The organism is Stenotrophomonas forensis (assembly GCF_028752115.1).
Lineage (GTDB): Bacteria > Pseudomonadota > Gammaproteobacteria > Xanthomonadales > Xanthomonadaceae > Stenotrophomonas > Stenotrophomonas forensis.
Map to the genome: position 1 here is coordinate 4,223,238 of NZ_CP082270.1, position 25,394 is coordinate 4,248,631.

Here is a 25,394-nt window from a genome sequence, read left to right on the forward strand (position 1 = left end):
TGGTGTAGGGAAACGTCTATTGTGCGGCCAGCGGGGTCCAGCGCCAACCGTTACAGGTGTTTTCAGTACGCACGCAGCCGGGACACGCTGTTGCTCATGGGTTGCGGCCTTGACCAGTCGGTAGCGTATTGTCCCGACGATGTCCGCTTGATGTCGCCAGTACGTCGGCCACCGGCTGCCAGGCCAGGCGCAGGCGCGGCAGCGACCACGCCGCGTTGGCCGGGCTGGTGGAGGGCAGCGCCAGCAGCCTCGGCGGCGCCTCCAGCCGGGGCAGCACCCAGCGCTGAAACGCCTGCATCGACGCCGCGCCATTGCAGGCGATCAGCTCCAGCTCAGGAAGCGAGGCGATCAGTGACGGCAGCGCATTGGGCACTTCCGTGCCGCGCACGATGTCCGCGTCCAGACTGCCGCGCCGCTCGCACTGGCCGATCACATCCCACAGGCCGATGCCCGCGGCGTTCAATGCCTGCAATCGCTGTGCATACGGCAGGCCCGCATCAAACCCGCAGATTTCCGCCAAAAGCGGCCAGAAGCGATTGCGCGGGTGCGCGTAGTAGCGCTGCTCCTGCAGCGACGCCACACCCGGCATCGAACCGAGCAGCAGCACTCTGCAATCCACGTTCACCTGCGCTTGCAGGCCGATGCACATCGTCGCAGCGCTCACATCTTCTCCAACTGAATGAATGTCACGGATGGCCAAAAACCCCATGAATACAGGCTTTTCGCGCTGCTCGCTGAACAAGCCAAACCAATTTTTAACGCGCGTCGGATTCGATTCATGTTGGGGCGACTACGGTGTGCTCGCCCCGCAACCGGGGGCCCAAAACAAGAAACATTAGGAGATACCCCCATGCGCTCCATCCGTATCCTGAGTCTCGCCCTGCTGACCTCCGCCGCGTTCGCGCCGGCCGCTTTCGCCCAGGACAGCAGCACCGATACCGCTTCGGGCAAGCATTTTGCCGTTGTTGGCGGCATCTCGCTGCTGCAGCCGAAGAATGATCCGATCGACGGCATCAAGAAGACCGATGGCGGCCCGGCGCCGACCGTCAGCTTCAGCTACTACGTCAACGACAACTGGGCCGTTGAACTGTGGGGCGCCGCCGACAAGTTCGACAACAAGTTCAAGGGCCCGAACAACGTTCGCGTGGGTTCGGTCGAGCAGCAGCCGGTCGCGCTGAGCGGCCAGTACCACTTCGGCCAGGCCGACAACGTGTTCCGTCCGTTCGTGGGCGTGGGCTACTACCAGTCGAGCTTCAGCAGCGAAAAGCTGGCCGACGGCAGCAGCTCCGACATCCGCCTGAAGGACGCCAAGGGCGTGATCGGCACCGTCGGCGTGGACATGAACATCAATTCCACCTGGTTCGCCCGTGCTGACGCCCGCTACATGCGCGCCCGCCCGGACGTGAAGGTTGGCGGCGAGAAGATCGGCGAAGCCAAGATGGATCCGTGGACCGTCGGCTTCGGCATCGGCGCCCGCTTCTGATCCAGGCAGCACCGCTCCATTGATGCAACGCGACGGGCTCTTCGGGGCCCGTCGTCGTTTCCGTCACCTGCGGTCTGTAGAGTCGAGCTTGCTCGACTCTCGTCAACGCAGTCGAGCAAGCTCGACTCTACAGACACAGGACACGGAGGCGCGATGGAGGAGGTTGACCTGCTGGTGATCGGTGGCGGCATCAACGGTGCCGGCATCGCCCGTGACGCGGCCGGTCGCGGCCTGCGGGTGCTGCTGTGTGAACAGCATGACCTGGCCGCGCACACCTCCAGTGCCAGCAGCAAACTGATCCACGGCGGCCTGCGTTACCTGGAACAGGGCGAACTGGGCCTGGTGCGCAAGGCGCTGGGCGAGCGCGAGGTGGTGCGCCGGCAGGCACCGTACCTGGTCCATCCGTTGCGCTTCGTGCTGCCCTGGGAACCGCATCTGCGCCCGCGCTGGATGCTGCGCGTGGGGCTATGGCTGTACGACCACCTGGGCCGGCGCAGCCCTGCCTTCCCCGCCTCGCAGGCGCTGGACCTGCAGCAGGATTCGCTCGGCGCCTGGCTCTCCCCGGTGCTGCGGCGGGCCTTCAGCTATGCCGATGCACAGGTCGATGATGCGCGGCTGGTACTGCTGAACGCACTGGATGCCGCGCAGCGCGGCGCGCAGGTGCAGGTGCGCAGCCGCTGCATCGAGCTGCGTGCGCTGCAGGGCCGTTGGCAGGCCGTGCTGGAAACCCACGATGGTCAGCAACGGCACGTGATCGCACGCGCGGTGGCCAATGCCGCGGGCCCGTGGGCGGGCGGCCTGCTGGAACGGATGCAGGCGCGCAGCGGCGGCCCCGCCCTGCGCCTGGTGCAGGGCAGCCACATCGTGCTGCGCCGCCCCTGGCCCGATGACAGCGCCTGCCTGCTGCAGCAACCCGATGGCCGGGTGGTGTTCCTGCTGCCCTTCGCCCAAGACCACCTGCTGGTCGGCACCACCGACACCGATTACCGTGGCGATCCGGCGCGCTGCAGCGTACTGCCGTCCGAGCTGGCCTACCTGTGCGATGCCGCCAACCGCTACCTGCGTGAACCGATCACCGCCGCGGACGTGGCCTGGCAGTTCGCCGGTGTGCGCCCGCTGCTGGCCGACCCGGACCCGCGTGCGGCGAAGCTTAGCCGCGACTACCGCCTGCAGGTACAGTCCGATCCGGCGCCGGCACTGCATGTGCTCGGCGGCAAACTGACCACCTATCGGGTACTGGCCGAAGAGGCACTGGACCTGCTGCGCCCTGCCCTACCGCAGATGGGGCCCGCCTGGACCGCAACCGGAGCCGCACTGCCGGGCAGCGACTGGGGGGACGCCGCACAGGCCCGCTCGCAGCTGAGCGCGCGGGCTCCCTGGTTGCCCGCGGACATCGCGCGACGCTGGGCCGGGGCCTACGGCAGCCGCAGCGCGTCGTTGCTGGGCGCGGCGCAATCCATGGACGATCTTGGCGAGCACTTCGGTGCGGGCCTGCATGCGCGCGAAGTGGATTTCCTGCGGGAGCATGAGTGGGCGCACGACGCCGATGATGTGCTGTGGCGGCGGAGCAAGCTGGGGTTGCGGCTGGATGCCGCGCAGGTGCCGCGGCTGCAGGCATGGATGGATAGACGGTAGAGTCGAGCTTGCTCGACTGGCATGAAGAGCAGTCGAGCAAGCTCGACTCTACCAATACCATCGCTACCGGAGACGCTGCATGACGCCCCGCTACGTGCTGGCCATCGACCAGGGCACCACCAGTTCGCGCGCGATCCTGTTCGACCGTGCCGGCAACATCGTCGGCAGCGCGCAGCGCGAGTTCGCGCAGATCTTCCCGCACCCTGGCTGGGTCGAGCATGACCCGCGCGAGATCCTTACCAGCGTCTATGCCACGCTGACCGAGCTGCTCAGCCGCGGGCAGATCGACCCGCGCCATATCGCCGCGCTGGGCATCACCAACCAGCGCGAGACCACGGTGGTCTGGGATCGCGCAACCGGCCAGCCGATCCACAACGCCATCGTCTGGCAGTCGCGGCAGAGCCACGCCCTCTGCGAGCGGCTGAAGTCCGATGGCCACGAGGCGCTGGTGCGCGAGCGCACCGGCCTGCTGATCGATGCGTATTTTTCCGCAACAAAGGTGCGCTGGATCCTCGACCACGTGGAGGGCGCGCAACAGCGGGCCGAGCGCGGCGAACTGCTGTTCGGCACCATCGACAGCTGGCTGGTGTGGAACCTCAGCGGTGGCCAGGCGCACGTGACCGATTACAGCAACGCCGCGCGAACGCTGCTGTTCAACATCCACACGCTGGACTGGGATGACGACCTGCTGGCGCTGCTGGACATCCCGCGCGCGATGCTGCCGCAGGTGCGTGACTCCAGTTCGGTATACGCGCACACCCGGCCGCAGTTCTTCTTTGACCATCCGATCCCGATCGCCGGCATCGCCGGTGACCAGCAGGCGGCGCTGTTCGGCCAGGCCTGCTTCCAGCCGGGCATGGTCAAGAACACCTATGGCACCGGCTGCTTCATGCTGATGCATACCGGCACCCAGGCGGTGCGTTCGCGCAACGGACTGCTGACTACCATCGCCTGGGGCCTGGACGGGCGCGTGGAGTACGCGCTGGAGGGCTCGATCTTCGTGGCCGGCTCGGTGGTGCAGTGGCTGCGCGACGGCCTGCGCATGATCGAGCGCGCCGGCGACAGCCAGGCGTTGGCCGCACAGGTGCCCGACAGTGGAGGTGCCTACCTGGTGCCTGCGTTCGTCGGTCTGGGCGCGCCCTATTGGCGCAGTGACGTGCGCGGCGCGATGTTCGGGTTGACCCGGGGCACGCGCAAGGCGCACTTCGTGCGCGCCGCACTGGAAGCGATGGCCTACCAGACCCGCGATGTGCTGGATGCGATGCAGTCCGATGCAGGCATCGCGCTGACCGAGCTGCGCGCTGATGGCGGTGCGATTGGCAACGACTTCCTGGCCGGCTTCCAGGCCGACATCCTCGGCGTGCCGCTGCTGCGGCCGCGACTGACCGAGACCACCGCGCTGGGTGCGGCCTACCTGGCCGGGCTGGCGGTGGGGTTCTGGACCAGCCGCGAGCAGATCACCGCGCAATGGGGCCTGGACCGGCGCTTCGAGCCACAGATGGAGGTGGCGCGGCGCGAGAAGCTGTACGCCGGGTGGCAGCAGGCGGTGGCCGCCACGCTCGCCTTCCACGTCGACTGAGGGTAGTGCCGGCCGCTGGCCGGCAACCCCATGATCCTTGGCGGCGTTTGCAGATTGCCGGCCAGCGGCCGGCACTACCGCATGGCCAGAGCGTCCGTAGCGCCGGTCAGAACGCCGGCAGCACCGCGCCCTTGTACTTGGTTTCGATGAAGGCCTTCACCTGCGGGCTGGTCAGCGCCTTGGCCAGCTTCTGAACGCGGGCATCGTCCTTGTTGTCCGGGCGCGCGACCAGGAAGTTCACGTACGGCGAATCCTTGCTTTCGATCGCCAGCGCGTCCTGGGTCGGGTTGAGGCCGGCATCCAGCGCATAGTTGGTGTTGATCAGGGCCAGATCGACCTGGTCCAGCACGCGCGGCAGCATCGCCGAGTCCAGCTCGCGGAACTTCAGGTTCTTCGGGTTGGCGATGATGTCGCGCTGGGTCGACAACGCGTTGGTCGGGTCCTTCAACTCGATCACGCCGGCCTTGTGCAGCAGGATCAGCGCACGGCTGTTGTTGCTCGGGTCGTTCGGGATCACCACGTCGGCGCCCTCACGCAGCTCGGCCAGCGACTTGATCTTGCGCGAGTACGCACCGAACGGCTCGATGTGCACGCCGATCACCTTCACCAGGTCGGTCTTGCGGTCGCGGTTGTAGGCATCCAGGTACGGCTCGGTCTGGAAGTAGTTGGCGTCCACCTGCTTCTGCACCAGCTGGTCGTTGGGCTGCACGTAGTCGTTGAACACGCGCACGTCCAGGTCCACGCCTTCCTGCTTGAGGATCGGCTTGACCACCTCGAGGATCTCGGCGTGCGGCACGGCCGTGGCGGCCACCACCAGCTTCTGCGAGGGTTCGCCGGATTTGCCGCAGGCGGTCAGGGCCAGCGCAGCGGCAAGCAGGGGCAGCAACAGGGTCTTCTTCATGGGCGGTGGGGTTCTCGTGGGGAGGGTCAGGCGTTGTCGTAGTTGCTCAGGGCCAGCTCGAGCAGGGCCTTGGCCTGCTCGCGCAGCATCACCGGCTCCACGATCTCGGCATCCGAGCCATAGTGCAGCACGTCCATCAACAGCTCGCGCGAGACGCTGTACGGCACCTTCAGTTCATAGCGGCCATCGGCCAGGAAGCGGCCCTGCTGCTTGGAGTGCCAGTGCTCGTCGGCCACCCAGCGCGCGGCCTTGGCGCTGAACAGGATGGTCGCCCAGCCCTTCGGCGCGCCGGAGAAGATCCCGTAGCTGGCGCCCAGCTGCTCGTCCAGTTCGCTGTCGGCAACATCGCGCGCAGTGCTGTCGACCACCCGCGCCTTGTGGATGCGGTCGACGGCGAAGCTGCGCAGGGCGTCGCGGTCGTGGTCCCAGGCATCCAGGTACCAGTTGTCGCGGTAGTGGGTCAGGCGCTGCGGCGAGACCGTGCGCTTGGTCGGCTCGTCGGTGGAGCGGGCGCGGTACTCGAACGCCAGCTGACGGCGCTCCAGCACCGCCGAAGCCACGCTGCGGAAGCTGCCTTCATCGAACTTGCGCCCACGGTGCGGGATCACCCGCACGCGGTCCACCGGCCAGCTGGAGACACCTGCCTGGGCCGCCAGCAGGCTTTCGATGCGCTGCTGCAGCGGTGCCAGCACCGAGGACAGCACGCCGCCGCCGGTGCGCGCCAGCAGGTGCTGCGAGGCCAGCAGGGCGTGCAGTTCCTCCGAGCTCAGCCACAAGCCGGGCAGCTCGAAGCGGTCGCTCTCGTCGGCGTGGTAGCGGAAGCCGGCTTCTCCGTCGCCCTCGATCGGCGCCATCAGCGCGTCGCGCAGGAAGGCCAGGTCGCGGTAGACGGTGGCACGGGAACAACCGAGCTTGTCCTGCAGGGTCGCCACCGTCACCGGATAGCGAGCGGACTTGAGCAGACGATGCAGGGCGGTGATGCGTTCGTATCGGTCCATACCCCCGATTATGTCCGACTCGCGGGTCTTGTGTGGGACGTTTGGGCTATCGTGGTCGCCCCCACCCCCATGGAACGCCCGATGCGCCGGTTGCCTGCCCTGTCCCTGCTGGCCTGCCTGCTGCTGGCCGCCTGCGATCGCGCACCAGCGCCGGCCAGCACCGAAGCCCCGGTACCGGCCGCCGATCCGGCGCAGGCCGTGCTGGGCGCCAGCCAGCGCTTCGCCACGCTGCGCAGCTTCCACGCCGAGCTGGAGGTGCTGGGCGCCCCCCAGCCGGTGCGCAGCGCCATGGACTTCGTCGCCCCCGACCGTTTCCGCGTGCAGACCCCGGCCGGACCGCAGACGATCATCGGTGACACGCTGTTCCTGCAGGCCGAGGGCGCGATCCGCCAGGTGCCGGCCCCGCCGGGCCTGCTCGAACAGTGGCGCAACCCGTTGCCGGCCGATGCCCTGCCCGCCGACCTGCAGGCCGAGGACCTGGGCAGCCAGACCCTGGACGGGGTCGAGACCCGCCACTACCGGCTGCGTGGCAGCCAGCCCAGTGAGCGCCTGGAGTACTGGATCGATGCCCAGGGCCTGCCGCGGCAGCTGGTGCGCAGCGGCAGCAGCAATGGCCGCAGCTTCCAGCTGCGCCTGCGCTACTCGCGCTTCAACGATCCGGCATTGCGCGTCGATCTGCCCTGAATAGGCGATCGCGGCAACGTTCGCTGAAGCGCGCATTGGATCGATTCGGACCGCCATCACGCTTCCAGTATCATCACCGGCTGTCAATCGCTTCGGAGAAGCCTCGATGTCCCTGCGCGTGTCCCTGCTGATTCCCCTGCTGCTGTGCGCGCCGCTCGCGTATGCACAGGATGCCTCCGAACTGGCGGCGATGTCCTCGCCGTGGAGCGGCAGCGGCGGCGAGCTCGGCTTCGCATCGGCACGCGGCAACAGCAGCACCGAAAGCTTCAATGGCCGCCTGCGCCTGCGCTACACCGATGGCGACTGGGTGCACAGCATGGACCTGTTCGGCCTGCGCTCGAGCTCGAAGGTGACCGAGACCGCCGACGATGGCACCACCACCCGTCGCAACAACACCACCGCCAACCGCTACACCGGCAGCGCCGGCAGCGCGCTGCAGCTGGGCGAGCACCGCCAGCTGACCGCGACGGTGCGTACCGAACGCGACGACTTCGCCACCTACGACCGCCAGAGTTCGTTCGGCCTGGGCTACGGCACCCGCCTGTGGAACACCGAGCGCTTCTCCTTCGACGCGCAGATCGGCCCCGGTGTGCGCCGCACCCACAGCACCGAGGACGACCGCACCCGTACCGGCATGATCGGTCGCGGCCTGTTCGACCTGAAGTACTCGCTGACCGACAACACCGACCTGGTCAACACCCTGCTGGTCGAATCCGGTTCGTACAACACCTTCGGCCAGAATGACTTCGGTGTCTCGGTGAGCATGAACGAGCACCTGGCGCTGAAAGCCGGCTGGCAGGCGCGTTACAACAGTGACGTGGCCGAGGACAAGCGCAAGACCGACACGCTGACCACGATGAACGTGGTCTACAAGTTCAAATAAGCAACGGGCGCCAAGGGCGCCCGTTCTTATCTGTAGAGTCGAGCCATGCTCGACTGCTCTTATCTGGCCCGCCAACAGCAGTCGAGCATGGCTCGACTCTACAGATGCGTGGCTCAGACGTTCAACAGCTCGCCGGCACCGGCGTCCAGCAGCATCGTCGCCACGCGCTGGCCCAGCGCATCCGGGTCGCTGGCCGGCCCCACCGCTTCGGCGCGTACCGCGCGGCCGTCACTGGCGCTGCCGACCAGGCCCTGCAGGTGCAGGTCATTGCCCTGCCACTGCGCGATCGCCGCCACCGGCACGTGGCAGCTGCCATGCAGCGCACGATTCATCGCCCGCTCGGCCTCCACACAGGCGCGGGTGGAAGCGTCGTCAAGCCCCGCGAACAGGGCCATCAGGCGTGCGTTGCCGCCATCGCATTCGACTGCCACCGCGCCTTGTGCCGGCGCCGGCAACCACTGCGGCGGCTGCAGGCGCGCGACGATGCGCTGGCCCAGGCCCAGCCGCTCCAGCCCGGCCACCGCCAGCACGATGGCGTCGTAGCCACCATTGTCGAGCTTGGCCAGGCGGGTGTTGACGTTGCCGCGCAGGTCCAGCAGTTCCAGGTCCGGGCGCAGCGCGCGCAACTGGGCCTGGCGGCGCAGCGAGGACGTGCCGACACGCGCACCGATCGGCAGCGCCTCCAGCGAGGCGTACAGGTTGGAGACGAAGCCATCAGCAGGGTCGTGCCGGGTCAGCATCGCCGGCAACGCAAACGGCGCGTCCAGCTCCATCGGCACGTCCTTCAGCGAATGCACGGCACAGTCGGCCTCACCGCGCAGCATGGCCAGCTCCAGCTCCTTCAGGAACAGGCCCTTGCCGCCAATGGCGGCCAGCGAGCGGTCCAGCACCTCGTCGCCGCGGGTGCTCATCGGCACCAGTTCCACGTGCAGGCCGGGGTGGGCCTGGCGCAGGCGGTCGGCGACGTGTTCGCTCTGCCAGAGGGCGAGCGGGCTCTTGCGGGTGGCGATGCGGACGGTTTCCATCCGGGCATTATCGCGCCTTCGGCGCGGATACGGCCAACGGCGGAGCCCCTCGTGGCTTGGAGCAGCAGCTGGGCTTGGCCGGGCGGGGTGGGTTCGCGGGGGACGCCGTGAATCCGTCCGTGGAGGCTTGGCCGCGGCATCCATGCCGCGGACACCCCCGCGAACCCACCCCGCCCGGCCTCTGACAGTTTCCGTGCGCGTCCAGCCACGGAAGATCAAAAGAAGAGCAGGAGCAACAGCGGGTCGCTTCGCTCTGAGTCGAGCATGGCTCGACTCTACATTTCCCTTCCCACCCGATAACACCAATGCTTTTGCTGTCCGATGCGGTGGAGAACGAGAGGGTTGGGTCGGGGTGGGGTGGCGGGACCGTTGGCGCCATGGATGGCGCCATCGAGCCCCCATGGATGGGTTTACGGCGTGTCCCGCCACCCCACCCCGGCCCGACCCAGCACGTAAGAACAACGAGCCGACCAACCTGCTGTTGATCTTGATCTTGATCTTGATTTTGATCTGTAAGCAGTCGCGGCCGCAGGCCGCGCGGACCCCTCACAGGTGCCGCAATTCCTGCTTCAGCATCGCCACGCAGCGGCGGCTGACTTCCAGCGGCTGCTTGCCATGCCTCAGCATCGCCTGCACCTGCCCACCCGAGCCACGGCGCAGTTCCACCAACTCGTGGCGTGCCACCAGGCAGTTGCGATGGATGCGGATGAAGCGGCTGGCGAACTCCTCCTCCAGCGACTTCAACGATTCCTCGATCAGGTCTTCGCCGCGCGCGTGGTGCACCACTACGTACTTCTCTTCGGCCTGCAGGTAATGGATGTCGTCCAGCGGGATCAGCCGCAGGCTGCCGCGCAGGCGTGCGCACAGCATGCTGCGTGCCTGCTGCCCGCTGTTGTCCTGCGGCTGGCCGTCGCGCCCGGCCAGGAAGGTACGTGCACGTGCGATCGCGGCAGCCAGGCGTTCGGCACGCACCGGCTTCATCAGGTAATCAATGGCCGCCGCCTCGAAGGCCGACAGCGCATGCGCGTCGTAGGCGGTGCAGAACACCACTGCCGGCCGTGGCTCGAAGCTGGCCAGGTGGCGGGCCGCTTCCAGGCCATCCAGCCCCGGCATCGCGATATCCAGCAGGACCAGGTCCGGCTGCAGCTCCGCGCAGGCGTGCAGGGCCTGCTCGCCGTTGCCGGCCTCGGCCACCACGTCAACGCCGTCCTGCGCCGCCAACAGGCTGCGCAGGCGCTCGCGCGCCAGCGGTTCGTCATCGGCGATGACTACCCTCACGATCGTCCCCTCACTGGATCGGCACCGTCACCTGGCAGGCATAGTAGCCCTCGCTCCAGCCGGCCGTCATCCGCGCGGCACTGCCGAAGCGCCAGGCCAGCCGATGGCCGATGCTGTGCTGGGCATGCCCGGCACCGCGCGCCAGCGCCAGCCCCGGGGCCTGCGGATCGGGCGCGGGATTGCGCACGCGGATCTGCAGCTCCTGGCCCTCGCGCACCAGCTGCAGCTCGATGGTGCCGCCTTCGGGCAGGCGCGAGATGCCGTGCAGCACGGCGTTCTCCACCAGCGGCTGCAATACCAGCCTCGGCAATGGCAGGTCCCACGGCAGTGGTTCGTCACGCTGCCACTGCACCTGCAGGCGCTCGCCCAGGCGCAGCGATTCAATCGACAGATAACGCTCGGCCAGCTCGCATTCGTCGCGCAGGGTCGAATCGCCCTCGCCTGCGCCCAACGCGGCACGGAACAGATCGGACAGATCGAGCACCGCGCGCTCGGCCACTGCCGGATCGCGATGCAGCAGGCTGGCGATCAGGTTCATGCTGTTGAACAGGAAATGCGGGCGGATCCGCGCCTGCAGCGCATCGGCCTGCGCGCGCGCGTTGGCCTGCACCTGCGCGGCCCAGCGATCACTCACATAGAAATAGCGCAGCGCCAGCGCCGTGATCAGTGCAGTGGTGGCCGCACTGCCCAGGGTGAAGCGCCAGAAGCTGATACCACTGGCGAAGTTGTCCCCCAGCACCGCGTACAGCGCATGCACGATGCCGGCGCAGACCACCGCGATCAGGGTCGCCAGGGCGATCGCCGCGACCGCGCCCAGTACCTGCGGCAACCTCGACAGCGCCTGCCGCAGCAGGCACAGGCTGGCCGAGACCGCCAACGCCAGCCACAGCGCGAAGCCGCTGGCCGACAGCAGTTCACCGAAGGTCCAGTGGCGACTGCCGTCGGGCGCCAGGGCCAGCACCACCACCACCAGCTCGGCCAGGCCAAGCATCGCCGCCAACCGCGGCAGGCGGCACAGCTCCGGCATCCACGGTGGTGCGCTGGCCGGGGCCATGGCTCAGGCAGCGCCCAGCCGTTCCTGCAGCCAGTCACCCAGCGCCTGGATCTCTTCGGCGCAGACCTGGTGGGCCATCGGATAGCTGTGCCATTCCAGCTCAAGGCCCAGCGCCTGCAGTGCCTGCGCGCTGTGTACGGCCACCGCCTGCGGAATTACCGGATCGCTGCTGCCATGGGCCATGAACACCGGCACCTGCACGGCACCGTCAACTCGCTTGGCGCTTTCAGCCTCGGGCAAATAGGTGGACAGCGCGATCAGGCCGGCCAGCGGCGCGGTGCGTGACAGCGCTGCGGTGAGGATGATCGCCCCACCCTGCGAGAAGCCGGCCAGGAAGATCTTCTCCGGCGCGATGCCACGCTCGATCTCACGTGCGATCAGCGCGTCGAGCTGCACCACCGATTCCTGCACGCCGGCCATGTCGGCGCGCGAACGGAAGTCCATGCCGACGATGTCGTACCAGCCACGCATCGGCACGCCGTTGTTGATGGTGATCGGCCGCACCGGCGCGTGCGGGAACACGAAGCGCAGCGCCGGCCAGTGCGGCCGCACCAGTTCCGGCACGATCGGTGCGAAGTCATGGCCGTCGGCGCCGAGGCCGTGCAGCCAGATCACCGACCACTGCGGCGAGGCGCCGGTTTCCTGTTCCACCGTTTGCAGCATGATGCGGCTCCTTCAAGTTCGAGCCGCATTATGCCGCTGGCGCGGGGCGATCAGTACAGCGGCGGTTGCTCGGCCGCTTCCCGGCGCAGCTGCGCGGCGCGCACCAGCACCGGCGGCGGGATGTTCTCTTCGGGGATGTCGAGCAGGCCAAGGCGGTGCAGGAAGGCGCCCGGGCCGCGCGAGGAGGTCAGTGCCACCACCGGCACCGCCAGCACCATGCCGATCACCACCGGTGCCATCCACGCCGCCAGCGACGGCGATACCGCCCAGGCCAGCACGCCCATGAAGGCACCGAACACGCCCAGGCCACCGTAGCCACGGATCAGCGCCAGCCACGAGATGCCACCGTCGTCGCGCTGCTGTGCGTCCCAGCCCGAGTCGCGGCCGGACAGCACTTCGGCCACGCCGCGCGACTGCACGTACATCACTACCGGCGCCATCAGCGCTGCCAGTACGGTTTCCACCAGCATCGAGACGAACGCGCGGATCGCACCACCGCAGCCGCGACGGTCGACCGGGTCCAGCAGCATCGCCAGGTAGCCCAGCACCTTGGGCAGCAGCAGCACCGCCATGGTGGCGGCGAACAGGCGCACCACCTGTTCCTCGTCCTGGGCCCGCCAGTACACGCTGGGCGACAGGTGCAGCAGGGCGTTGAAGTCGATGCCCTGCTGGAACAACGGGATGGCGATGCCGATCAGCATCAGCATCGCCCACATCGGCGCGGTGAAGTAATGGCCGATGCCGATCAGCATGTGGGTGCGGCTGATCCAGTGCAGGCCGCGGCTGCCCACCACCTTGCCGTGCTGCAGGTTGCCCTGGCACCAGCGGCGGTCACGCACCAGCAGGTCGGTCAGCGTCGGCGGGCCTTCCTCGTAGCTGCCGCCCAGGTACGGCACCATGTGCGCGGCCCAGCCGCCACGGCGCATCAACGCGGCTTCCACGAAATCGTGGCTGAGCACGTGGCCGCCGAACGGCTTGCGCCCCGGCAGCGCCGGCAGGCCGGCGTGGTCGGCGAAGGCGCGGGTGCGGATGATCGCGTTGTGGCCCCAGTAGTTGCTCTCGGCGCCGTGCCACCAGGCCACGCCACGGGCGATCACCGGGCCGTACACGCGGCCGCCGAACTGCTGCATGCGGGCGAACAGGGTGCGGCCACCGATCACCGACGGCAGCGTCTGGATCAGGCCGACATCGGCGTTGTGCTCCATGCCTGCGACCAGGCGCACGATGCTGTCGCCGGTCATCAGGCTGTCGGCGTCGAGGATCAGCATCTGCGGATAGGCACCGCCAAAGCGGCGCACCCAGTCGGCGATGTTGCCGGCCTTGCGCCCACTGTTGTCGCCACGGCGGCGATAGAACAGTCGCGTCTGGCCGTCCGGCACGCGGTCGCGCAGTTCGGCGAACACCTGCTCCTCGGCGCGCGCGATGTCCTCGCGGCGGGTATCGCTGAGCACGAAGAAGTCGAAGCGCTCAAGCTGGCCGGTGGCGGCCACCGATTCATAGATGGCCTGCAGGCCCGCCAGCAGGCGGCGCGGATCTTCGTTGTAGGTCGGCATCAGCAGCGCGGTGCGGCTGTGCACGGTCGGCAGCGGCTTGTCCGGGTCGATGCCGAGGCGGTAGCCACGGTCGAACACAGCGGTCAGGAAGCCCGCCAGTGCGCTGGCGAAGGACAGCGCGATCCAGGCAAACAGGCCCACGAACAACACCAGCAGGCAGGCTTCAAGCACGCTGATGCCATTGGTCGACAGCACCCGCCACATCATCCGCGTGGCCACGGCGGTCATGCCCAGCGTGCCACCGAAAATGTAGAAACGTCGCAGGCCGATCAGGCGCGGCGACGTGCGATGCCGGCGGACCTTGAGGGCGCCTTCGCGCAGGGTCTGCTCGGGCATCTGCAACGGAGATTCAGCAGGCAGCAGCGCCCAGCCGGCATCCAGCCGGGGCGCATCCGCTTCCGCGTGGATGGTCTGACCCCCCATCACCGCCTACTCCGCACGTTCGGCATGGCCGGCCATCCCGGCCGGGCTGCATGCACGAAGGTTCCCGGCGCGCCTTCCCGGCGCCCGCACTTGTCCTGGCTGTGCCGGCCCTTGGCCGCACAGTCGATGTCTGTCACTACCGGAACCCACACGATCTCCAACGGGGCGGAATCGAAAATGCGGCCCAGTCTAGGGCGCCGGATGTAAGCCGGGTGCGAAGGCCTACGCCGGGAATTATCCCCATTCAGCAAACAGCAGGCGATGACGCCCCGCAATCGATGTTGTCGCTTCGTCACCACGGGTACTGGATCGTAACAAACGCGAACGGTTATCATTTCATTAACCAGGCAGGTCGACGTCTTCCCGACGGTTGAGACCCACCCAGCCGCGCCGGCGCCGCCGCGCGCCGACGACCCATGGAAGGGGGCTGCCTGCTGTCTGCCTGCGCCTGCGCTTCCACCGGGTCTCTCCTACTCCCATGGAAGCCGTCATGTCCCTGTCATTCCGTTCCCGTTCCGCGCACCCCACGCGCAGCCGCCTGGCCGTCGCCGTTGCCACCACCTGCCTGCTTGCCCTGCCCGGCCTGGCCGCCGCCGAGGCCGCCGCCGATGCGTCCACCAAGGATCTGGACACCGTGGTGGTCACCGCCTCGGGCAACCAGCAATGGATCAAGGATGCCCCCGCCAGCATCAGCGTGATCAGCCGCGAGGACATCGAGCGCCAGCCGGTACACGACCTGGCCACCCTGCTCAGCCGGGTGCCCGGCGTGACCGGCGGCCTCAGCGCCGCCGGCGAGCAGTCCAAGATCAAGCTGCGCGGCATGCCGTCCAACTACACGCTGGTGCTGGTGGACGGCAAGCGCATGGGCAGCTCGGCCTCGACCAACTACCGCCCCGACCTCGGACGCCAGGACCTGAACTGGATTTCGCCGGACCAGATCGAGCGCATCGAAGTGGTGCGCGGGCCGATGTCGTCGCTGTATGGCTCCGACGCCATGGGCGGCGTGATCAACATCATCACCAAACGCATCGGTGATGACTGGAACGGTAGCGCCACCCACAGCTACACGCGACCAGGCGACGACAAGCGTGGCGACACCCAGCAGATCGGCGCCACGTTCTCCGGCCCGCTGGGCGAGCGCTTCGGCCTGCGCATCGGCGCCAACAGCATGCGCCGCGACTCCGACCAATCCAATGGCGGTGTCTACGGCAATGCCTATGCCGGCGAGAAGGACCGCAATGTCGACGCGCTGCTGCAGTGGAAACTCAGCGACGCGCAGGAACTGTCGCTGGAAGCCGGCCACGGCGTGCAGCAGGCCTTCATCGATGCCGCCCTGGAAAAGCAGGACGAAGGTGCATGGGGTGCCACCGAACTCAAGCGCAGCTCGCTGGCGCTCAACCACGATGGCAAGTGGCGCTTCGGTAACTCGAAGATCAGCGCGTACTGGACCGAGTACAAGAACGACATCGGCGCCACCGGCCGCTCCGAGGCCACCGACACCATCATCGAAGGCAGCCTGACCACGCCGTTCACCCTCGGCGTTGAACACCAGTTCGCCGTGGGTGGCCAGTGGAAGCGCCAGGAGCTGACCAACACCGACACCATCGGCCGTGCACCGATCGACTATGCCGGCAACGCGGTCAGCGGCTCCGATCTGGAAGTGGACACCTGGGCGCTGTTCGTCGAGGACGAACTGAAACTGCATCGCACCCTGGCGCTGACGCTGGGCGCACGCCTCGATCACCATGAGAAATTCGGCGGCCACGTCAGCCCGCGTGCCTACCTGGTCTGGCACCCGGCCGAGCAGTGGACGATCCGTGGCGGCGTCTCCAAGGGGTTCCGCGCACCCAGCCTGACCGAAAATTCGGCGACTGCCGCCACCCAGTCCGGTGGCCGTGGCTGCACCTCGCTGATCCCGCTGGGCTATACCCGCGGCGGCTGCTACATGGCCGGCAACCCGGACCTGGACCCGGAAACCAGCACCAACCGCGAGATCGGCATCAGTTTCGACAACGACTGGGTGGATGCCGGCCTGACCTACTTCCACACCGACTTCAGGAACAAGATCGAGTACGCCCCGCTGGGCAGGTTCAACGGCATCTGGTGGACGCGCATGAGCAATGTGCAGCGCGCACGCACCAGTGGCATGGAAGGCAACCTCAATTTCCGCTTCGGCGAGCACTGGCGCTGGCGCACCTCGGCGACCTGGATGAAGGAAGCCAAGAACCTGACCACCGGCCGCAACCTGATCGACACGCCGGAGTTCTCCGGCTATTCGTCGCTGGACTGGACGCCGAACACGGCGTTCTCCAGCAGCCTGTCGGCGCAGTACACCGGCAAGCAGGACGGCGTGGCCACCACCTTCCTCAAGGCCTACACCCTGTATGACCTGACCGCCGCCTGGAACGTCAACCCGGTGCTGACCCTGCGCGGCGGTGTCAGCAACCTGGCCGACAAGAAGCTGTATGCCGAAGGCTCCACCGACTACTTCGTAGCCGGGCGCAGCTACTTCCTCAGCATGACCGCGCGGTTCTGACCGGCGGCGCGCCGCGATCGCGCTGGCGGTGGGCCAGCGCGATCGACGGTGTTGCGGGTTACTCGCTTTGCAGTGCGGCCGGTGCCGCAGTGCGCGTGGCGGCCGTGCGTGCACGGTCCATCGCCACCGCCAGTTGCTGGCGTGCGAGCAGTTGTTGTGCCTGCACCACTTCAGGTGTCGGCAGGAGCACCGGTCCCGGTGCGTTTTCCGGTGTAGCAGGTGTGGTCATGCAACCTCCATGGACATCCCGCCGCCGCACGGATTCAGCTGGAGCGGCAGCGGAACTGCGCACCCTATCCTAAAAAAAAGGCGGATGGGTGACGGTGCGGCGCCCGGCCGCAGCACCGCGCCGGCCATACGACTGGACTCCCGGTGCCGGGGCGCATTCCTGAACCCGTTGCCGTGTGCACGGTTCATCGCCATGACCGCCCCGGCCGCCGCCCGGGGGCTCACGCCGCGCGGCGTGCCACCGCCACCGGCCCGGCCTGCAGGCGGAAGCGCGACACCGCCACCGCCAGCTGCTCGGCCTGCTCCTCCATCGCCCGCGCGGCGGCACTGGCTTCCTCCACCAGCGCAGCGTTCTGCTGGGTGGTCTCGTCCATCTGCACCACGGTCTGGTTGACCTGCTCAATGCCGGCCGACTGCTCGCGCGAGGCGGCCGAGATCTCGGCCATGATTTCATTTACCCGCCCAACCTGGCCGACGATCTCCTGCATGGTGCGACCGGCGCCATGCACCAGTTCCGCGCCGGCGCCGACCTGCGCGACCGAGGCATCGATCAGCTCCTTGATCTCCTTGGCCGCGCCGGCCGAGCGCTGCGCCAGCGCGCGCACTTCGCTGGCGACCACCGCAAACCCGCGGCCCTGCTCACCGGCACGTGCCGCTTCCACTGCGGCGTTCAGCGCCAGGATGTTGGTCTGGAACGCGATGCCATCGATCACCGAGATGATCTCGGCAATGCGCTGCGACGAGGCCTCGATCTGCTCCATGGTCTGCACCACCTGGCTGACCACCTGCCCTCCTTCGCTGGCCACGCCGGCCGCGGAACCGGCCAGTGTGTTGGCCTGCAGCGCGTGATCGGCGTTCTGGCGCACGGTGGAGGTCAGTTCCTCCATCGACGCGGCAGTCTCTTCCAGGTTCGCGGCCTGCTGTTCGGTACGCCGCGACAGGTCGCTGTTGCCAGCCGCGATCTCGCCCGCTGCCAGGCGGATGCTGGCCGCGGACTGCTGGATCTGCCCGACGATCCCGGTCAGCTGCTGCACGGTGCTGTTGGCGTCGTCGCGCATCACCGCGAACACTCCGTGGAAGTCACCCTGCATGCGGGCAGTGAGGTCACCGGCGGCGATCGCACGCAGCAGCGTCGACAGCGCGGCCAGGTTGTGGTCGCTGACCTGCATCATGGTGTTGAGCGTTTCCACCATGCGGCGGAAGTCGTGGTCGAAGCGCAGCGCATCGCCACGCACCGCGAAATCACCGGCAGCGGCGGCTGCGGCCAGCTGCTGGATCTGATCGTTGATCGCGGCCAGGTTGCTCTTGGTGGTGGCCATCGCGGCGCTGAACACGGCCTTCTCGCCCGGCAGCGCCTCCATGTCCACGCTGAGGTCGCCTACGGCATAGCGCTGCATCACTTCCACCAGGCGCTGGGTGACCGCATTGCTGGAGGCCACCAGCTGGTTGCTGTCGGCCACCATGCGGCCGTACTCGCCAGGGAACACCGACGCGTCCATGCGGTAGCTGAGCTCGCCGGCGTCATGACGGCGGGCCATTTCCGCCTGCGCGGCCATCACCGCCTGCAGCTGGCCGCGCATGCCCTGCATCGCCTCCAGCAGGCGTCCCACTTCGTCATTGCTGCGCGCCGGCAGGGTGCTGTCCAGCTTGCCCGCGGCGACATCACCGGCCACGCGCACGGCTTCAGCCAGCGGGCGGATCGCCAGCCGGCGCAACAGCACGTAGACACCCGCGCTCAGGGCCAGGGCCGCCACCACGCCGACCAGCAGGGTCAGCCACAGCAGCTGGCGCGCCTCGGCCACGATCACCGCATGCGGCATCACCACGCCCAGCGCGAAACGCTGCGGGGCGTCGCCCACGCGCAGCGGCACGTACACGCGCACGTTGCCGGCGGCATCCGGGGTGAAGGCTTCGAAGCGGCGGTCGGCGGCGATGTCCGCCAGCATGCTGCGGGTCAGCGCGTCGCTGCGCGGCTTGCCGATCTCGGCGGCGTTGGCCGAGGCCAGCACCACGCCCTTGGGCGAAAGCAGTTCGACGCGGCCGGCGCCCATCGGCGTCAGCGTGGCCAGGTGCTTCTGCAGCGCCGCCAGCGAGAAGTCGACGGTGAACACGCCGAGGAAGGTGCCCTTCTCGATGATCGGCGTGCTCAGTGTGCTCATCAGCACCTGCTGGCCGCCGATGTCATAGGCATAGGGTTCACTGACCTTGGGCAGCTTGTCGCGGCTGGGATCCATGTACCAGTCGGCCGAGCCATCGGCGGCTTCGGTGTAGTCCGTCATCGGCGACTGCTGCGGTGCGCCGTCCTGCCAGGCCCAGTAGCTCATGTAGCGGCCGGTGGCATCGTGCGCCTCGGTGTTGGCGAACGCGGCGTCCTTGCCGTCGAACGCATCGGCTTCCCACATGGTGCTCTTGCCCAGCCATTCCGGATGGGTGCGCAGCTGCTCGCCGAGCACCGCCGCCAGGCTGGCGCGGTCGGGTACATCGCCGCGCGCACGCTGGGCGAGCACGGCTTCGACCATCGCGTCGTTGCTGGCGAAGGCCGTGCCCAGATCGGCTGCGACCTGGCGCGCCTCGGCGTTGGCTTCGCTGGTCATGGTCTGGCGCGAGGCATCGATCAGGCTGGCGCTGGCCTGACGATAGATCAGGAACGCGGTCAGGCCGAAGCACAGCAGTGCGATCACGGCGGTGCCCAGCATCAGCTTGTGGGCGATGCTGCCCGGGCGGCGGGCAGCGGCGGAACGGGAAGGAGGCATGGAAGGGTCCGCTAGGCAGTTCAGGATGACCGGTACCGCGAGGGCACCGCGCAGGCGCGCGATCCGTCGCGCAGGCCCCCGGCCACCGGGGTACACGCCCGGCGCTGGAAGCGCACCGGGTTAGCGGCCGCCCACCAACGAGGTTGAGGCGGCCCGCCTGCACATTCCTGAATCTGCTCAGGGACGGGTCAGCAACCCGCCCCGCTGCCGCCCTACTCGGCTACGCGATCCTTGATCCACTGCGCCCGCGGCAGCACTTCGATGCTGCCCGCGGCGTACTGCTGCAGCACATCGTCCGGGCCGAACCGCGGCTGCCAGCCCAGCTCGTTGCGGAGGCGGGCACTGTCGTAGACGCGGTCGATGCTCATCGGCAGCGGCCAGCCACGGCGTTCGAACTCGGCCAGCAGCTGCGGCACGCGCCGCGCCAGCACGTTGCGCGGCTGGGTGGCCAGTTCCAGGCAGTCCTCGCGCCGGAACGGCGTCGGCGCACAGGCGATGTAGCGGGCGAAGGCGGCACCGTCATCAAGCAGCAGCGCGGCATGCGCACTGGCCACGTCACGCGCGTCGATACCACGGTGCAGGCGGAACATCGCCATGCGCTCGGGCGGCTCCGGGAAGCAACGGCCCATGCGCAGCACACGCACGCTGAAGCCCGGCGTGGCGGCGGCCACGGCCAGAGCCTCGGCCTGCAGCTTGCTGCGGTGATAGATCGTGCGCGGCAATGGCTCGGTGTCTTCATCGATCCAGCGGCAGCCTCCCGCCACCACCGCATGCCCGTACAGCGCGGTGGTACTGGTCAGCACGAACCGCCGCGCACCGGCCTCGCGCGCGGCCTGCAGCAGGTGCGAGGTGGCCTCCACGTTGATCTGCTGGAACACCGCATCCGGCACCAGTCCCACATGCGGTGCGTGCAGGGCGGCGGTGTGGATCACTGCGTCGACGCCACGGACAGCGCGTTCCACGGCCTGGCGATCGGTGACATCGGCGATGATGCGGGTGGTGGCGAACGGGCTGCGATCCAGCCCCACCACTTCGTGGGCGGCCGCGAGTGCGCCGAAGATCGCACGCCCGATCCGTCCGGAACTGCCGGTCAACAGAATCTTCATTGAGTCCATTCGCTCGAAGCGCCCGGGAACTACCGGGATGATTCGATTCTAGGCAAGCGGCATGTCGTCTGCGATAGCCGGATGTTGCAAAAACGCGTTCATCGTGGCGACGTTGGCGGTGCCAGCAGCTGCCGCGCGATGAACAGCGGATCATCACCGCCGGGCACATCCGGCGTGATGCCGGTTCGTTCCCAGTTGCCGCCGGTACGCAGGTTGATCGGCTGACGGTCCGGAATGCTGATCTGATAACCAGCGGGCAGCTGCACAGGATCATCGAACATGTGCGCGGCGCCACCGCTGCGGCTACCGACGATGCGTGCGCGCCCCACCGCCTGCAGCGAGTACGCGACGAACTCGGCCGCCGAGCCGGTGCGACGGTCGATCAGCACCACCAGCGGCTTCAGGTAGGGCGGCAGGCTGGCCGGCGGCAACCGCACCGCGGTGCGCCGCCCGCGCTGTTCCAGCGCCTGTACCTCGGTGATTCCCGGCTCCAGCAGGGTGCGCACCAGCACGTCCGCGCTGCCATCATCACCACCGCCGTTCTGGCGCAGGTCCAGTACCAGGCCATCGGTATCGGCCAGCAGGCTGAACGCTGCCACCAGTTTTGGCCGGGCCAGGTCGAGCGGATAGAAGGTGCTCAGGCGCAGGTAGCCGATGTTGCCCTCCAGCACCCGCACCTCGCGCACGCCCGCACCATTGCCGCGCGCGTCCGCACGCCAGGCCATCAGCCAGTCGTCCTGGCCGGCATCGGCGTCCACGCGTTCCACATGGAAGTGGCCATCGAACACGTCCAGATCCTGGTTCAGGCGTGCGCTGAACGCTTGCGGGTCCGCGCAGCTGTCCGCATAGCGCCGCTGGCTGGACCAGCCGCGCACCGCTGCGGCAATGCGGGCACCTTCGGCCTCGTCCAGGTACTGCGCCTGTATTGCGGTGGCCGCGGCCTGCAGCACCGCATCCTGGGACGGGCATGCCGCCGCCAGCAACGCACCCAGCATCCACGAAACCGCCATGACCCTACCCCGTATTGATGATATATAAGCGCTTATATATCATCGCGATCATGGATCTCCAACACGCGACCCTGGGGACGCTGCTGCGCGCCCTGCTCGATCAGCTCGACCCGGCCGTCGAACAGGCCTACCGCGATCTGCAGCTGGACTATCGGCCGCGCTACACCCCGGTGCTGCGCACGCTGATGGCGCAGGGCCCGTGCCGCATCAAGGACCTGGCACTGGCCTGCGGGCTCAGCCATTCGGCGCTCAGCCAGACCGTGGCAGCGATGGTGCGCGACGGCTGGCTGCACAGCGTCATCGGTGAAGACAGCCGCGAGCGCATCCTGCAGTTGAGCCCGCATGCGCTGCGGGCCGTGCCGGCGCTGCAGGCCCAGTGGCAGGCCACCGCGCATGCGGCACGCAGCCTGGAGGCCGACCTCGGCCAGTCGCTGGAACAGGTGCTGCGCAGCGCCTTGCAGGCGCTCGAACAACGCCCCTTCGCGCAGCGCCTGCGCGAGGCACGCGAAGGCTGACACGGTTCGGCCCCACTGCGGCCGAGGGCGGCCGGCCGTTTGAACCCGGTGCGCAGGCCGCGTGAAGACAGCTGCAAGGATGGCGACCTGGACTTAGCGCGCGATGGCCAAGCATGGCCGCTGTCGTCGACGACGGCGACGCCCACACCGCAGGAGGATTCACATGACTGGCCAGAACCCGCGCAGCTCCACCCGGGGCTTCGCCTCGATGGACGGGGACAAGCAACGTGCGATCGCCGCCAAGGGCGGACGCGCCGCGCACGCCTCCGGCAACGCGCATGAATTCAGTCCGGACGAAGCCCGCGTCGCCGGCCGCAAGGGCGGCGAAGCTATCAGCCGTGACCGGCAGCACATGGCGGCGATCGGCCGCGAAGGCGGCCACGCACGCCACGCCAACGCCCGCCAGCAACAGCAACAGGCATCGCTCGACCCAGCCGCAAAGGATCCGCAACGCCAGCAGGGATGAACGCTGTGCGGTCAGCGCGCAAGGCGAAGTCGGCGCAGGCCGATGGCCGCAAGCAGGGCCACCACGCCTGCCACCGCCATCGCCCACCCGAAGCCACTGGCCATCGCGCTGCGGTACCACGCCACCACCTGGGGCGTGGAATACGTCGAGCCCGGGTGCAGGATCAGCCCGCGTGCATGGGCGGCCAGCCCTGGCTGCCCGGCGGCCAGTGCGGACGCGGCAAACTGGCGTACCGCACGCAGGCCCATCAGGCTGCCCAGCAGCGCGATGCCCAGGCTCATGCCCGCCTGGCGCAATGCATTCATCGTGGCTGACGCGATGCCCGCGCGCTCGGCCGGTACCTGGACCATGACCGCCATGCCAGTGGCGGGTACCGCCAGCCCCATGCCGATGCCCAGCAGCATCAGCAAGGCACTGGCCTGCCCGCGCGACGTCGCAGGCTGCAACGTGGCCATCGCGCACAGCGCCACGGCGACCAGCACATAGCCGCAGACCAGCGCGGTGTGCAGCCCCACGCGTACCACCAGGCGACCGAACAACAACGAGACGACGCCCATCAACAGGAACTGCGGCACCAGCTGCGAGCCTGCCGAGGCTGCGCTGAGCCCCTGCGCCTGCTGGAAGAACAGGGACAGGAAAAACAGGCTCGCATAGGCGGTGAATCCCAGTACGAACGAAGCCAGGTTGAGCATGCCGAAACGGCGATCAGCAAACAGGTCCAGCGGCAGCAGCGGGCGTGCCACCCGGCGTTCGACCAGACCGAACAACACCAGCCCGGCGCCGGCGATGCCCAGCGCCGACAGCGTTGCCGGCGCCAGCAGGCCCTGCTCGCCGATCGCGATCAGGCCATAGCTCAGCGCACCCAGTGCAACGGCGCTGAGCAGCTGCCCCGCCGGGTCCAGCGCGGCATGGTGTGGATGCCGCCGCTCCGGGATACCCCACGCGCCGAGCACGAGGGCAAGCAGGCCCAGCGGCAGGTTGATCAGGAAGATGCTGGGCCAGCCGGCGCGCTGCACCAGCACGCCGCCCAACAGCGGGCCGAGTACCAGGGCCAGCGCACTGAATGCCGACCAGCCCCCGATCGCGCGCGCGCGCTGGCGCGGATCGGGGAACGCATGGCTGAGGATCGGCATGGCGCTGGGAATCAGCAGCGCACCGGCGATGCCCTGCACCACGCGCCCGGCCACCAGCGTTTGCAAGTTGCCGGCGCAGGCGCACAGCAACGACCCCAGGGTGAAGGTGGCCACGCTGAGCAGCCACATCCGCCGATGCCCATAACGATCGCCGAGCGGGCCCGCTGACAGCATCAGGGCCGACAACGCGATGGCATACGCGTTGATCACCCACTGCAGGCCGGCCATGTCGGTGTCCAGCGCCTGCTGCAGGGTCGGCAGGGCGACGTTGACGATGCTGATGTCCAGCGAGGCGAGGAAGGTGCCGAGGTAGGCCGCCAGCACCAGGGCCGGTCGTCGCAAGCGTTGCATGTTCGGATCCCGGGGGAGGATGTGCCCGCATCCTAGTCACTGACTGACCGTCGGTCAATGACCGACGGTCAGTCACTCCCGGGGCGGAGCTAGAATGGCCGCCGACACACCCGGACCCAGCCACGATGCAGACCCCCGCTGCCGCCAGGCCTCGCACCAAGCCCGCCGAAACCCGCCAGGAAGAACTGATGGACGCCGCGCAGGCGCTGTTCCTGTCACAGGGTGTGGAGGCCACCACCGTCAGTGACATCGTGGCCGCAGCCGAGGTGGCCAAGGGCACCTTCTATACCTACTTCGCCTCGCGCAGCGAGATCCTGCAGGCATTGGCGCAGCGCTACACCCGGCACTTCATCGAGGACGTCGACCAGGCCGTGCAGCAGCACCCGGCCGCTGATGGCGTGGCACGGCTGCGCGCCTGGATCCGCGCCAACATCGAAATCTACGTGCGCACGCACGCCGTCCACGATGTGGTCTTCGCCCATCACCATCATCACCAGCGCGGCAATGCCGAACGCAACGCGATCCAGCAGCAGCTGCTGTCGATTCTTGAAACGGGAATGACCGCCGGCCTGTGGCAGTTGCCGTCGCCGCAGGTCACCGCCTCGCTGATCTATGCCGGCGTGCACGGCGCCACCGATGACCTGATCGCCGCACCCGCGCAGGACGCCGACGCCTTCATTGCCGCCGTGGTGGACGACTGCCTGCGCATGGTCGGCGTAGCGCCGGCCGCGACACATCGCTGACCCGCAACCCGCCGCTCAGCAATGGGCGAGGATGTTCAACAGCCTTCCGAACGGATCGCGCACGAAGAAGCGGCGCACGCCCCAGGGCTCGTCGGCCGGGCCGTACTCCAGCGCGATGCCGGCCGCACGCATGCGCTCCAGCACCTCCTGCAGATTGTCCACCTCGATCGACAGGTCCGGCACCGCGGTGCCGGAGCCGCCTTCACTGGCAAAACTGACCTGCGCCAGGGCATTGCCCTGCCCGCCGTGAGTGACGATCCAGCCGTGGTCCATCACCACCGGCATGCCGAGCAGGTCGCCATAGAAGGCGGCGGCGCGTTGCGGATCGGGCGTGGCGATGTTGGCAACGACGCGCCTGACAGCCATGGCATTCCCCTCTCCCGGAAGACGCACC

Annotated in this window: 23 protein-coding genes; 9 read left to right on the forward strand and 14 right to left on the reverse strand. The window is 68.3% G+C overall.

The features are described from left to right. Nucleotides 1–94 precede the first annotated feature (94 nt). On the reverse strand, nt 95–664 hold the full coding sequence (locus tag K5L94_RS19355) for a DNA-deoxyinosine glycosylase (RefSeq protein ID WP_164086582.1): 570 nt from the start codon (nt 662–664) through the stop codon (nt 95–97). Nucleotides 665–850: 186 nt separating this feature from the next. On the opposite strand from K5L94_RS19355, the gene K5L94_RS19360 reads away from it, so the two are divergent. The 3 genes from K5L94_RS19360 to glpK all read left to right on the forward strand — a co-directional run bounded on the left by K5L94_RS19360 (nt 851) and on the right by glpK (nt 4,697). Beyond that, on the forward strand, nt 851–1,483 hold the full coding sequence (locus K5L94_RS19360; protein ID WP_053450867.1) for an OmpW/AlkL family protein: 633 nt from the start codon (nt 851–853) through the stop codon (nt 1,481–1,483). A 153-nt stretch (nt 1,484–1,636) separates the two neighbouring features. Next, on the forward strand, nt 1,637–3,118 hold the full coding sequence (gene glpD, locus K5L94_RS19365; protein ID WP_053450868.1) for a glycerol-3-phosphate dehydrogenase: 1,482 nt from the start codon (nt 1,637–1,639) through the stop codon (nt 3,116–3,118). Nucleotides 3,119–3,197: 79 nt separating this feature from the next. After that, entirely contained in the window at nt 3,198–4,697 is a 1,500-nt protein-coding gene (glpK, locus tag K5L94_RS19370) for a glycerol kinase GlpK (RefSeq protein ID WP_008268321.1), read from the forward strand. Between the two features lie 106 nt (nt 4,698–4,803). On the opposite strand, the gene K5L94_RS19375 is transcribed toward glpK, so the two are convergent. Together K5L94_RS19375 and K5L94_RS19380 are read right to left on the reverse strand one after the other, a co-directional pair. Next, nucleotides 4,804–5,598, reverse strand: coding sequence for a MetQ/NlpA family ABC transporter substrate-binding protein (locus K5L94_RS19375; protein ID WP_053450869.1), 795 nt, complete (start codon nt 5,596–5,598; stop codon nt 4,804–4,806). A gap of 26 nt (nt 5,599–5,624) precedes the next feature. Then, entirely contained in the window at nt 5,625–6,596 is a 972-nt protein-coding gene (locus K5L94_RS19380) for a helix-turn-helix transcriptional regulator (protein ID WP_008267051.1), read from the reverse strand. Nucleotides 6,597–6,677: 81 nt separating this feature from the next. Between K5L94_RS19380 and K5L94_RS19385 the strand changes: the two genes are divergently transcribed. Then, the gene (locus K5L94_RS19385) at nt 6,678–7,280 is read left to right on the forward strand and encodes a LolA-like protein (RefSeq protein WP_274511172.1); all 603 of its coding nucleotides are present in this window, start codon (nt 6,678–6,680) and stop codon (nt 7,278–7,280) included. Nucleotides 7,281–7,386: 106 nt separating this feature from the next. After that, nucleotides 7,387–8,163 (forward strand): DUF481 domain-containing protein, encoded by a 777-nt coding sequence (locus K5L94_RS19390; RefSeq protein WP_006471539.1) that lies wholly within the window; start codon nt 7,387–7,389, stop codon nt 8,161–8,163. Nucleotides 8,164–8,276: 113 nt separating this feature from the next. Here K5L94_RS19390 and hemC read toward each other — a convergent pair whose 3' ends face one another. The 5 genes from hemC to mdoH form a co-directional block, all read right to left on the reverse strand. Further along, nucleotides 8,277–9,188 (reverse strand): hydroxymethylbilane synthase, encoded by a 912-nt coding sequence (hemC, locus tag K5L94_RS19395; RefSeq protein ID WP_053450871.1) that lies wholly within the window; start codon nt 9,186–9,188, stop codon nt 8,277–8,279. Nucleotides 9,189–9,734: 546 nt separating this feature from the next. After that, nucleotides 9,735–10,466 carry a LytR/AlgR family response regulator transcription factor gene (locus K5L94_RS19400; RefSeq protein ID WP_053450872.1) on the reverse strand — a complete coding sequence of 244 codons (732 nt, stop codon included), beginning with the start codon at nt 10,464–10,466 and terminating at the stop codon, nt 9,735–9,737. Nucleotides 10,467–10,476: 10 nt separating this feature from the next. After that, a complete protein-coding gene (locus tag K5L94_RS19405; RefSeq protein WP_008264821.1) occupies nt 10,477–11,520 on the reverse strand; it encodes a sensor histidine kinase in 1,044 nt (347 codons plus the stop codon). 3 nt (nt 11,521–11,523) lie between these two features. Beyond that, nucleotides 11,524–12,183: an alpha/beta hydrolase gene (locus tag K5L94_RS19410; protein WP_080374968.1), complete on the reverse strand. Its 660-nt coding sequence runs from the start codon at nt 12,181–12,183 to the stop codon at nt 11,524–11,526. A gap of 50 nt (nt 12,184–12,233) precedes the next feature. Further along, entirely contained in the window at nt 12,234–14,159 is a 1,926-nt protein-coding gene (mdoH, locus tag K5L94_RS19415) for a glucans biosynthesis glucosyltransferase MdoH (protein WP_053450874.1), read from the reverse strand. A 490-nt stretch (nt 14,160–14,649) separates the two neighbouring features. On the opposite strand from mdoH, the gene K5L94_RS19420 reads away from it, so the two are divergent. Next, nucleotides 14,650–16,695, forward strand: coding sequence for a TonB-dependent receptor domain-containing protein (locus K5L94_RS19420; RefSeq protein WP_274511173.1), 2,046 nt, complete (start codon nt 14,650–14,652; stop codon nt 16,693–16,695). 58 nt (nt 16,696–16,753) lie between these two features. Here the strand turns inward: K5L94_RS19420 and K5L94_RS19425 are convergent, their stop codons facing one another. The 4 genes from K5L94_RS19425 to K5L94_RS19440 all read right to left on the reverse strand — a co-directional run bounded on the left by K5L94_RS19425 (nt 16,754) and on the right by K5L94_RS19440 (nt 21,792). Beyond that, entirely contained in the window at nt 16,754–16,924 is a 171-nt protein-coding gene (locus K5L94_RS19425) for a hypothetical protein (protein ID WP_180879615.1), read from the reverse strand. A 220-nt stretch (nt 16,925–17,144) separates the two neighbouring features. Then, nucleotides 17,145–19,676, reverse strand: coding sequence for a methyl-accepting chemotaxis protein (locus K5L94_RS19430; RefSeq protein ID WP_274511174.1), 2,532 nt, complete (start codon nt 19,674–19,676; stop codon nt 17,145–17,147). A gap of 212 nt (nt 19,677–19,888) precedes the next feature. Then, nucleotides 19,889–20,782 (reverse strand): NAD-dependent epimerase/dehydratase family protein, encoded by an 894-nt coding sequence (locus K5L94_RS19435; RefSeq protein ID WP_053450877.1) that lies wholly within the window; start codon nt 20,780–20,782, stop codon nt 19,889–19,891. A gap of 98 nt (nt 20,783–20,880) precedes the next feature. Beyond that, the gene (locus tag K5L94_RS19440; protein WP_053450878.1) at nt 20,881–21,792 is read right to left on the reverse strand and encodes a S41 family peptidase; all 912 of its coding nucleotides are present in this window, start codon (nt 21,790–21,792) and stop codon (nt 20,881–20,883) included. Nucleotides 21,793–21,842: 50 nt separating this feature from the next. Here K5L94_RS19440 and K5L94_RS19445 point away from each other — a divergent pair, with 50 nt between their 5' ends. Then, complete coding sequence (locus K5L94_RS19445; protein ID WP_053450879.1) at nt 21,843–22,307, forward strand: MarR family winged helix-turn-helix transcriptional regulator; 465 nt, start codon at nt 21,843–21,845, stop codon at nt 22,305–22,307. A 163-nt stretch (nt 22,308–22,470) separates the two neighbouring features. Then, nucleotides 22,471–22,773 carry a KGG domain-containing protein gene (locus tag K5L94_RS19450; RefSeq protein WP_049457930.1) on the forward strand — a complete coding sequence of 101 codons (303 nt, stop codon included), beginning with the start codon at nt 22,471–22,473 and terminating at the stop codon, nt 22,771–22,773. A gap of 11 nt (nt 22,774–22,784) precedes the next feature. Here the strand turns inward: K5L94_RS19450 and K5L94_RS19455 are convergent, their stop codons facing one another. Continuing rightward, nucleotides 22,785–24,257: an MFS transporter gene (locus K5L94_RS19455; protein ID WP_053450880.1), complete on the reverse strand. Its 1,473-nt coding sequence runs from the start codon at nt 24,255–24,257 to the stop codon at nt 22,785–22,787. A 125-nt stretch (nt 24,258–24,382) separates the two neighbouring features. On the opposite strand from K5L94_RS19455, the gene K5L94_RS19460 reads away from it, so the two are divergent. Further along, on the forward strand, nt 24,383–25,000 hold the full coding sequence (locus K5L94_RS19460) for a TetR/AcrR family transcriptional regulator (protein WP_053450881.1): 618 nt from the start codon (nt 24,383–24,385) through the stop codon (nt 24,998–25,000). A gap of 15 nt (nt 25,001–25,015) precedes the next feature. Here the strand turns inward: K5L94_RS19460 and K5L94_RS19465 are convergent, their stop codons facing one another. Further along, nucleotides 25,016–25,366 carry a VOC family protein gene (locus K5L94_RS19465; RefSeq protein WP_053450882.1) on the reverse strand — a complete coding sequence of 117 codons (351 nt, stop codon included), beginning with the start codon at nt 25,364–25,366 and terminating at the stop codon, nt 25,016–25,018. Nucleotides 25,367–25,394 lie beyond the last annotated feature (28 nt).

Excerpts from the sequence above, each read along its gene's own strand:
- K5L94_RS19360 (WP_053450867.1), top strand. The coding sequence starts at position 851 with ATGCGCTCCATCCGTATCCTGAGTCTCGCCCTGCTGACCTCCGCCGCG.
- glpD (WP_053450868.1), top strand. The coding sequence starts at position 1,637 with ATGGAGGAGGTTGACCTGCTGGTGATCGGTGGCGGCATCAACGGTGCC.
- glpK (WP_008268321.1), top strand. The coding sequence starts at position 3,198 with ATGACGCCCCGCTACGTGCTGGCCATCGACCAGGGCACCACCAGTTCG.
- K5L94_RS19375 (WP_053450869.1), bottom strand. The coding sequence starts at position 5,598 with ATGAAGAAGACCCTGTTGCTGCCCCTGCTTGCCGCTGCGCTGGCCCTG.
- K5L94_RS19380 (WP_008267051.1), bottom strand. The coding sequence starts at position 6,596 with ATGGACCGATACGAACGCATCACCGCCCTGCATCGTCTGCTCAAGTCC.
- K5L94_RS19385 (WP_274511172.1), top strand. The coding sequence starts at position 6,678 with ATGCGCCGGTTGCCTGCCCTGTCCCTGCTGGCCTGCCTGCTGCTGGCC.
- K5L94_RS19390 (WP_006471539.1), top strand. The coding sequence starts at position 7,387 with ATGTCCCTGCGCGTGTCCCTGCTGATTCCCCTGCTGCTGTGCGCGCCG.
- hemC (WP_053450871.1), bottom strand. The coding sequence starts at position 9,188 with ATGGAAACCGTCCGCATCGCCACCCGCAAGAGCCCGCTCGCCCTCTGG.
- K5L94_RS19405 (WP_008264821.1), bottom strand. The coding sequence starts at position 11,520 with ATGGCCCCGGCCAGCGCACCACCGTGGATGCCGGAGCTGTGCCGCCTG.
- K5L94_RS19410 (WP_080374968.1), bottom strand. The coding sequence starts at position 12,183 with ATGCTGCAAACGGTGGAACAGGAAACCGGCGCCTCGCCGCAGTGGTCG.
- mdoH (WP_053450874.1), bottom strand. The coding sequence starts at position 14,159 with ATGGGGGGTCAGACCATCCACGCGGAAGCGGATGCGCCCCGGCTGGAT.
- K5L94_RS19420 (WP_274511173.1), top strand. The coding sequence starts at position 14,650 with ATGTCCCTGTCATTCCGTTCCCGTTCCGCGCACCCCACGCGCAGCCGC.
- K5L94_RS19425 (WP_180879615.1), bottom strand. The coding sequence starts at position 16,924 with ATGACCACACCTGCTACACCGGAAAACGCACCGGGACCGGTGCTCCTG.
- K5L94_RS19430 (WP_274511174.1), bottom strand. The coding sequence starts at position 19,676 with ATGCCTCCTTCCCGTTCCGCCGCTGCCCGCCGCCCGGGCAGCATCGCC.
- K5L94_RS19435 (WP_053450877.1), bottom strand. The coding sequence starts at position 20,782 with ATGAAGATTCTGTTGACCGGCAGTTCCGGACGGATCGGGCGTGCGATC.
- K5L94_RS19440 (WP_053450878.1), bottom strand. The coding sequence starts at position 21,792 with ATGGCGGTTTCGTGGATGCTGGGTGCGTTGCTGGCGGCGGCATGCCCG.
- K5L94_RS19445 (WP_053450879.1), top strand. The coding sequence starts at position 21,843 with ATGGATCTCCAACACGCGACCCTGGGGACGCTGCTGCGCGCCCTGCTC.
- K5L94_RS19450 (WP_049457930.1), top strand. The coding sequence starts at position 22,471 with ATGACTGGCCAGAACCCGCGCAGCTCCACCCGGGGCTTCGCCTCGATG.
- K5L94_RS19455 (WP_053450880.1), bottom strand. The coding sequence starts at position 24,257 with ATGCAACGCTTGCGACGACCGGCCCTGGTGCTGGCGGCCTACCTCGGC.
- K5L94_RS19460 (WP_053450881.1), top strand. The coding sequence starts at position 24,383 with ATGCAGACCCCCGCTGCCGCCAGGCCTCGCACCAAGCCCGCCGAAACC.
- K5L94_RS19465 (WP_053450882.1), bottom strand. The coding sequence starts at position 25,366 with ATGGCTGTCAGGCGCGTCGTTGCCAACATCGCCACGCCCGATCCGCAA.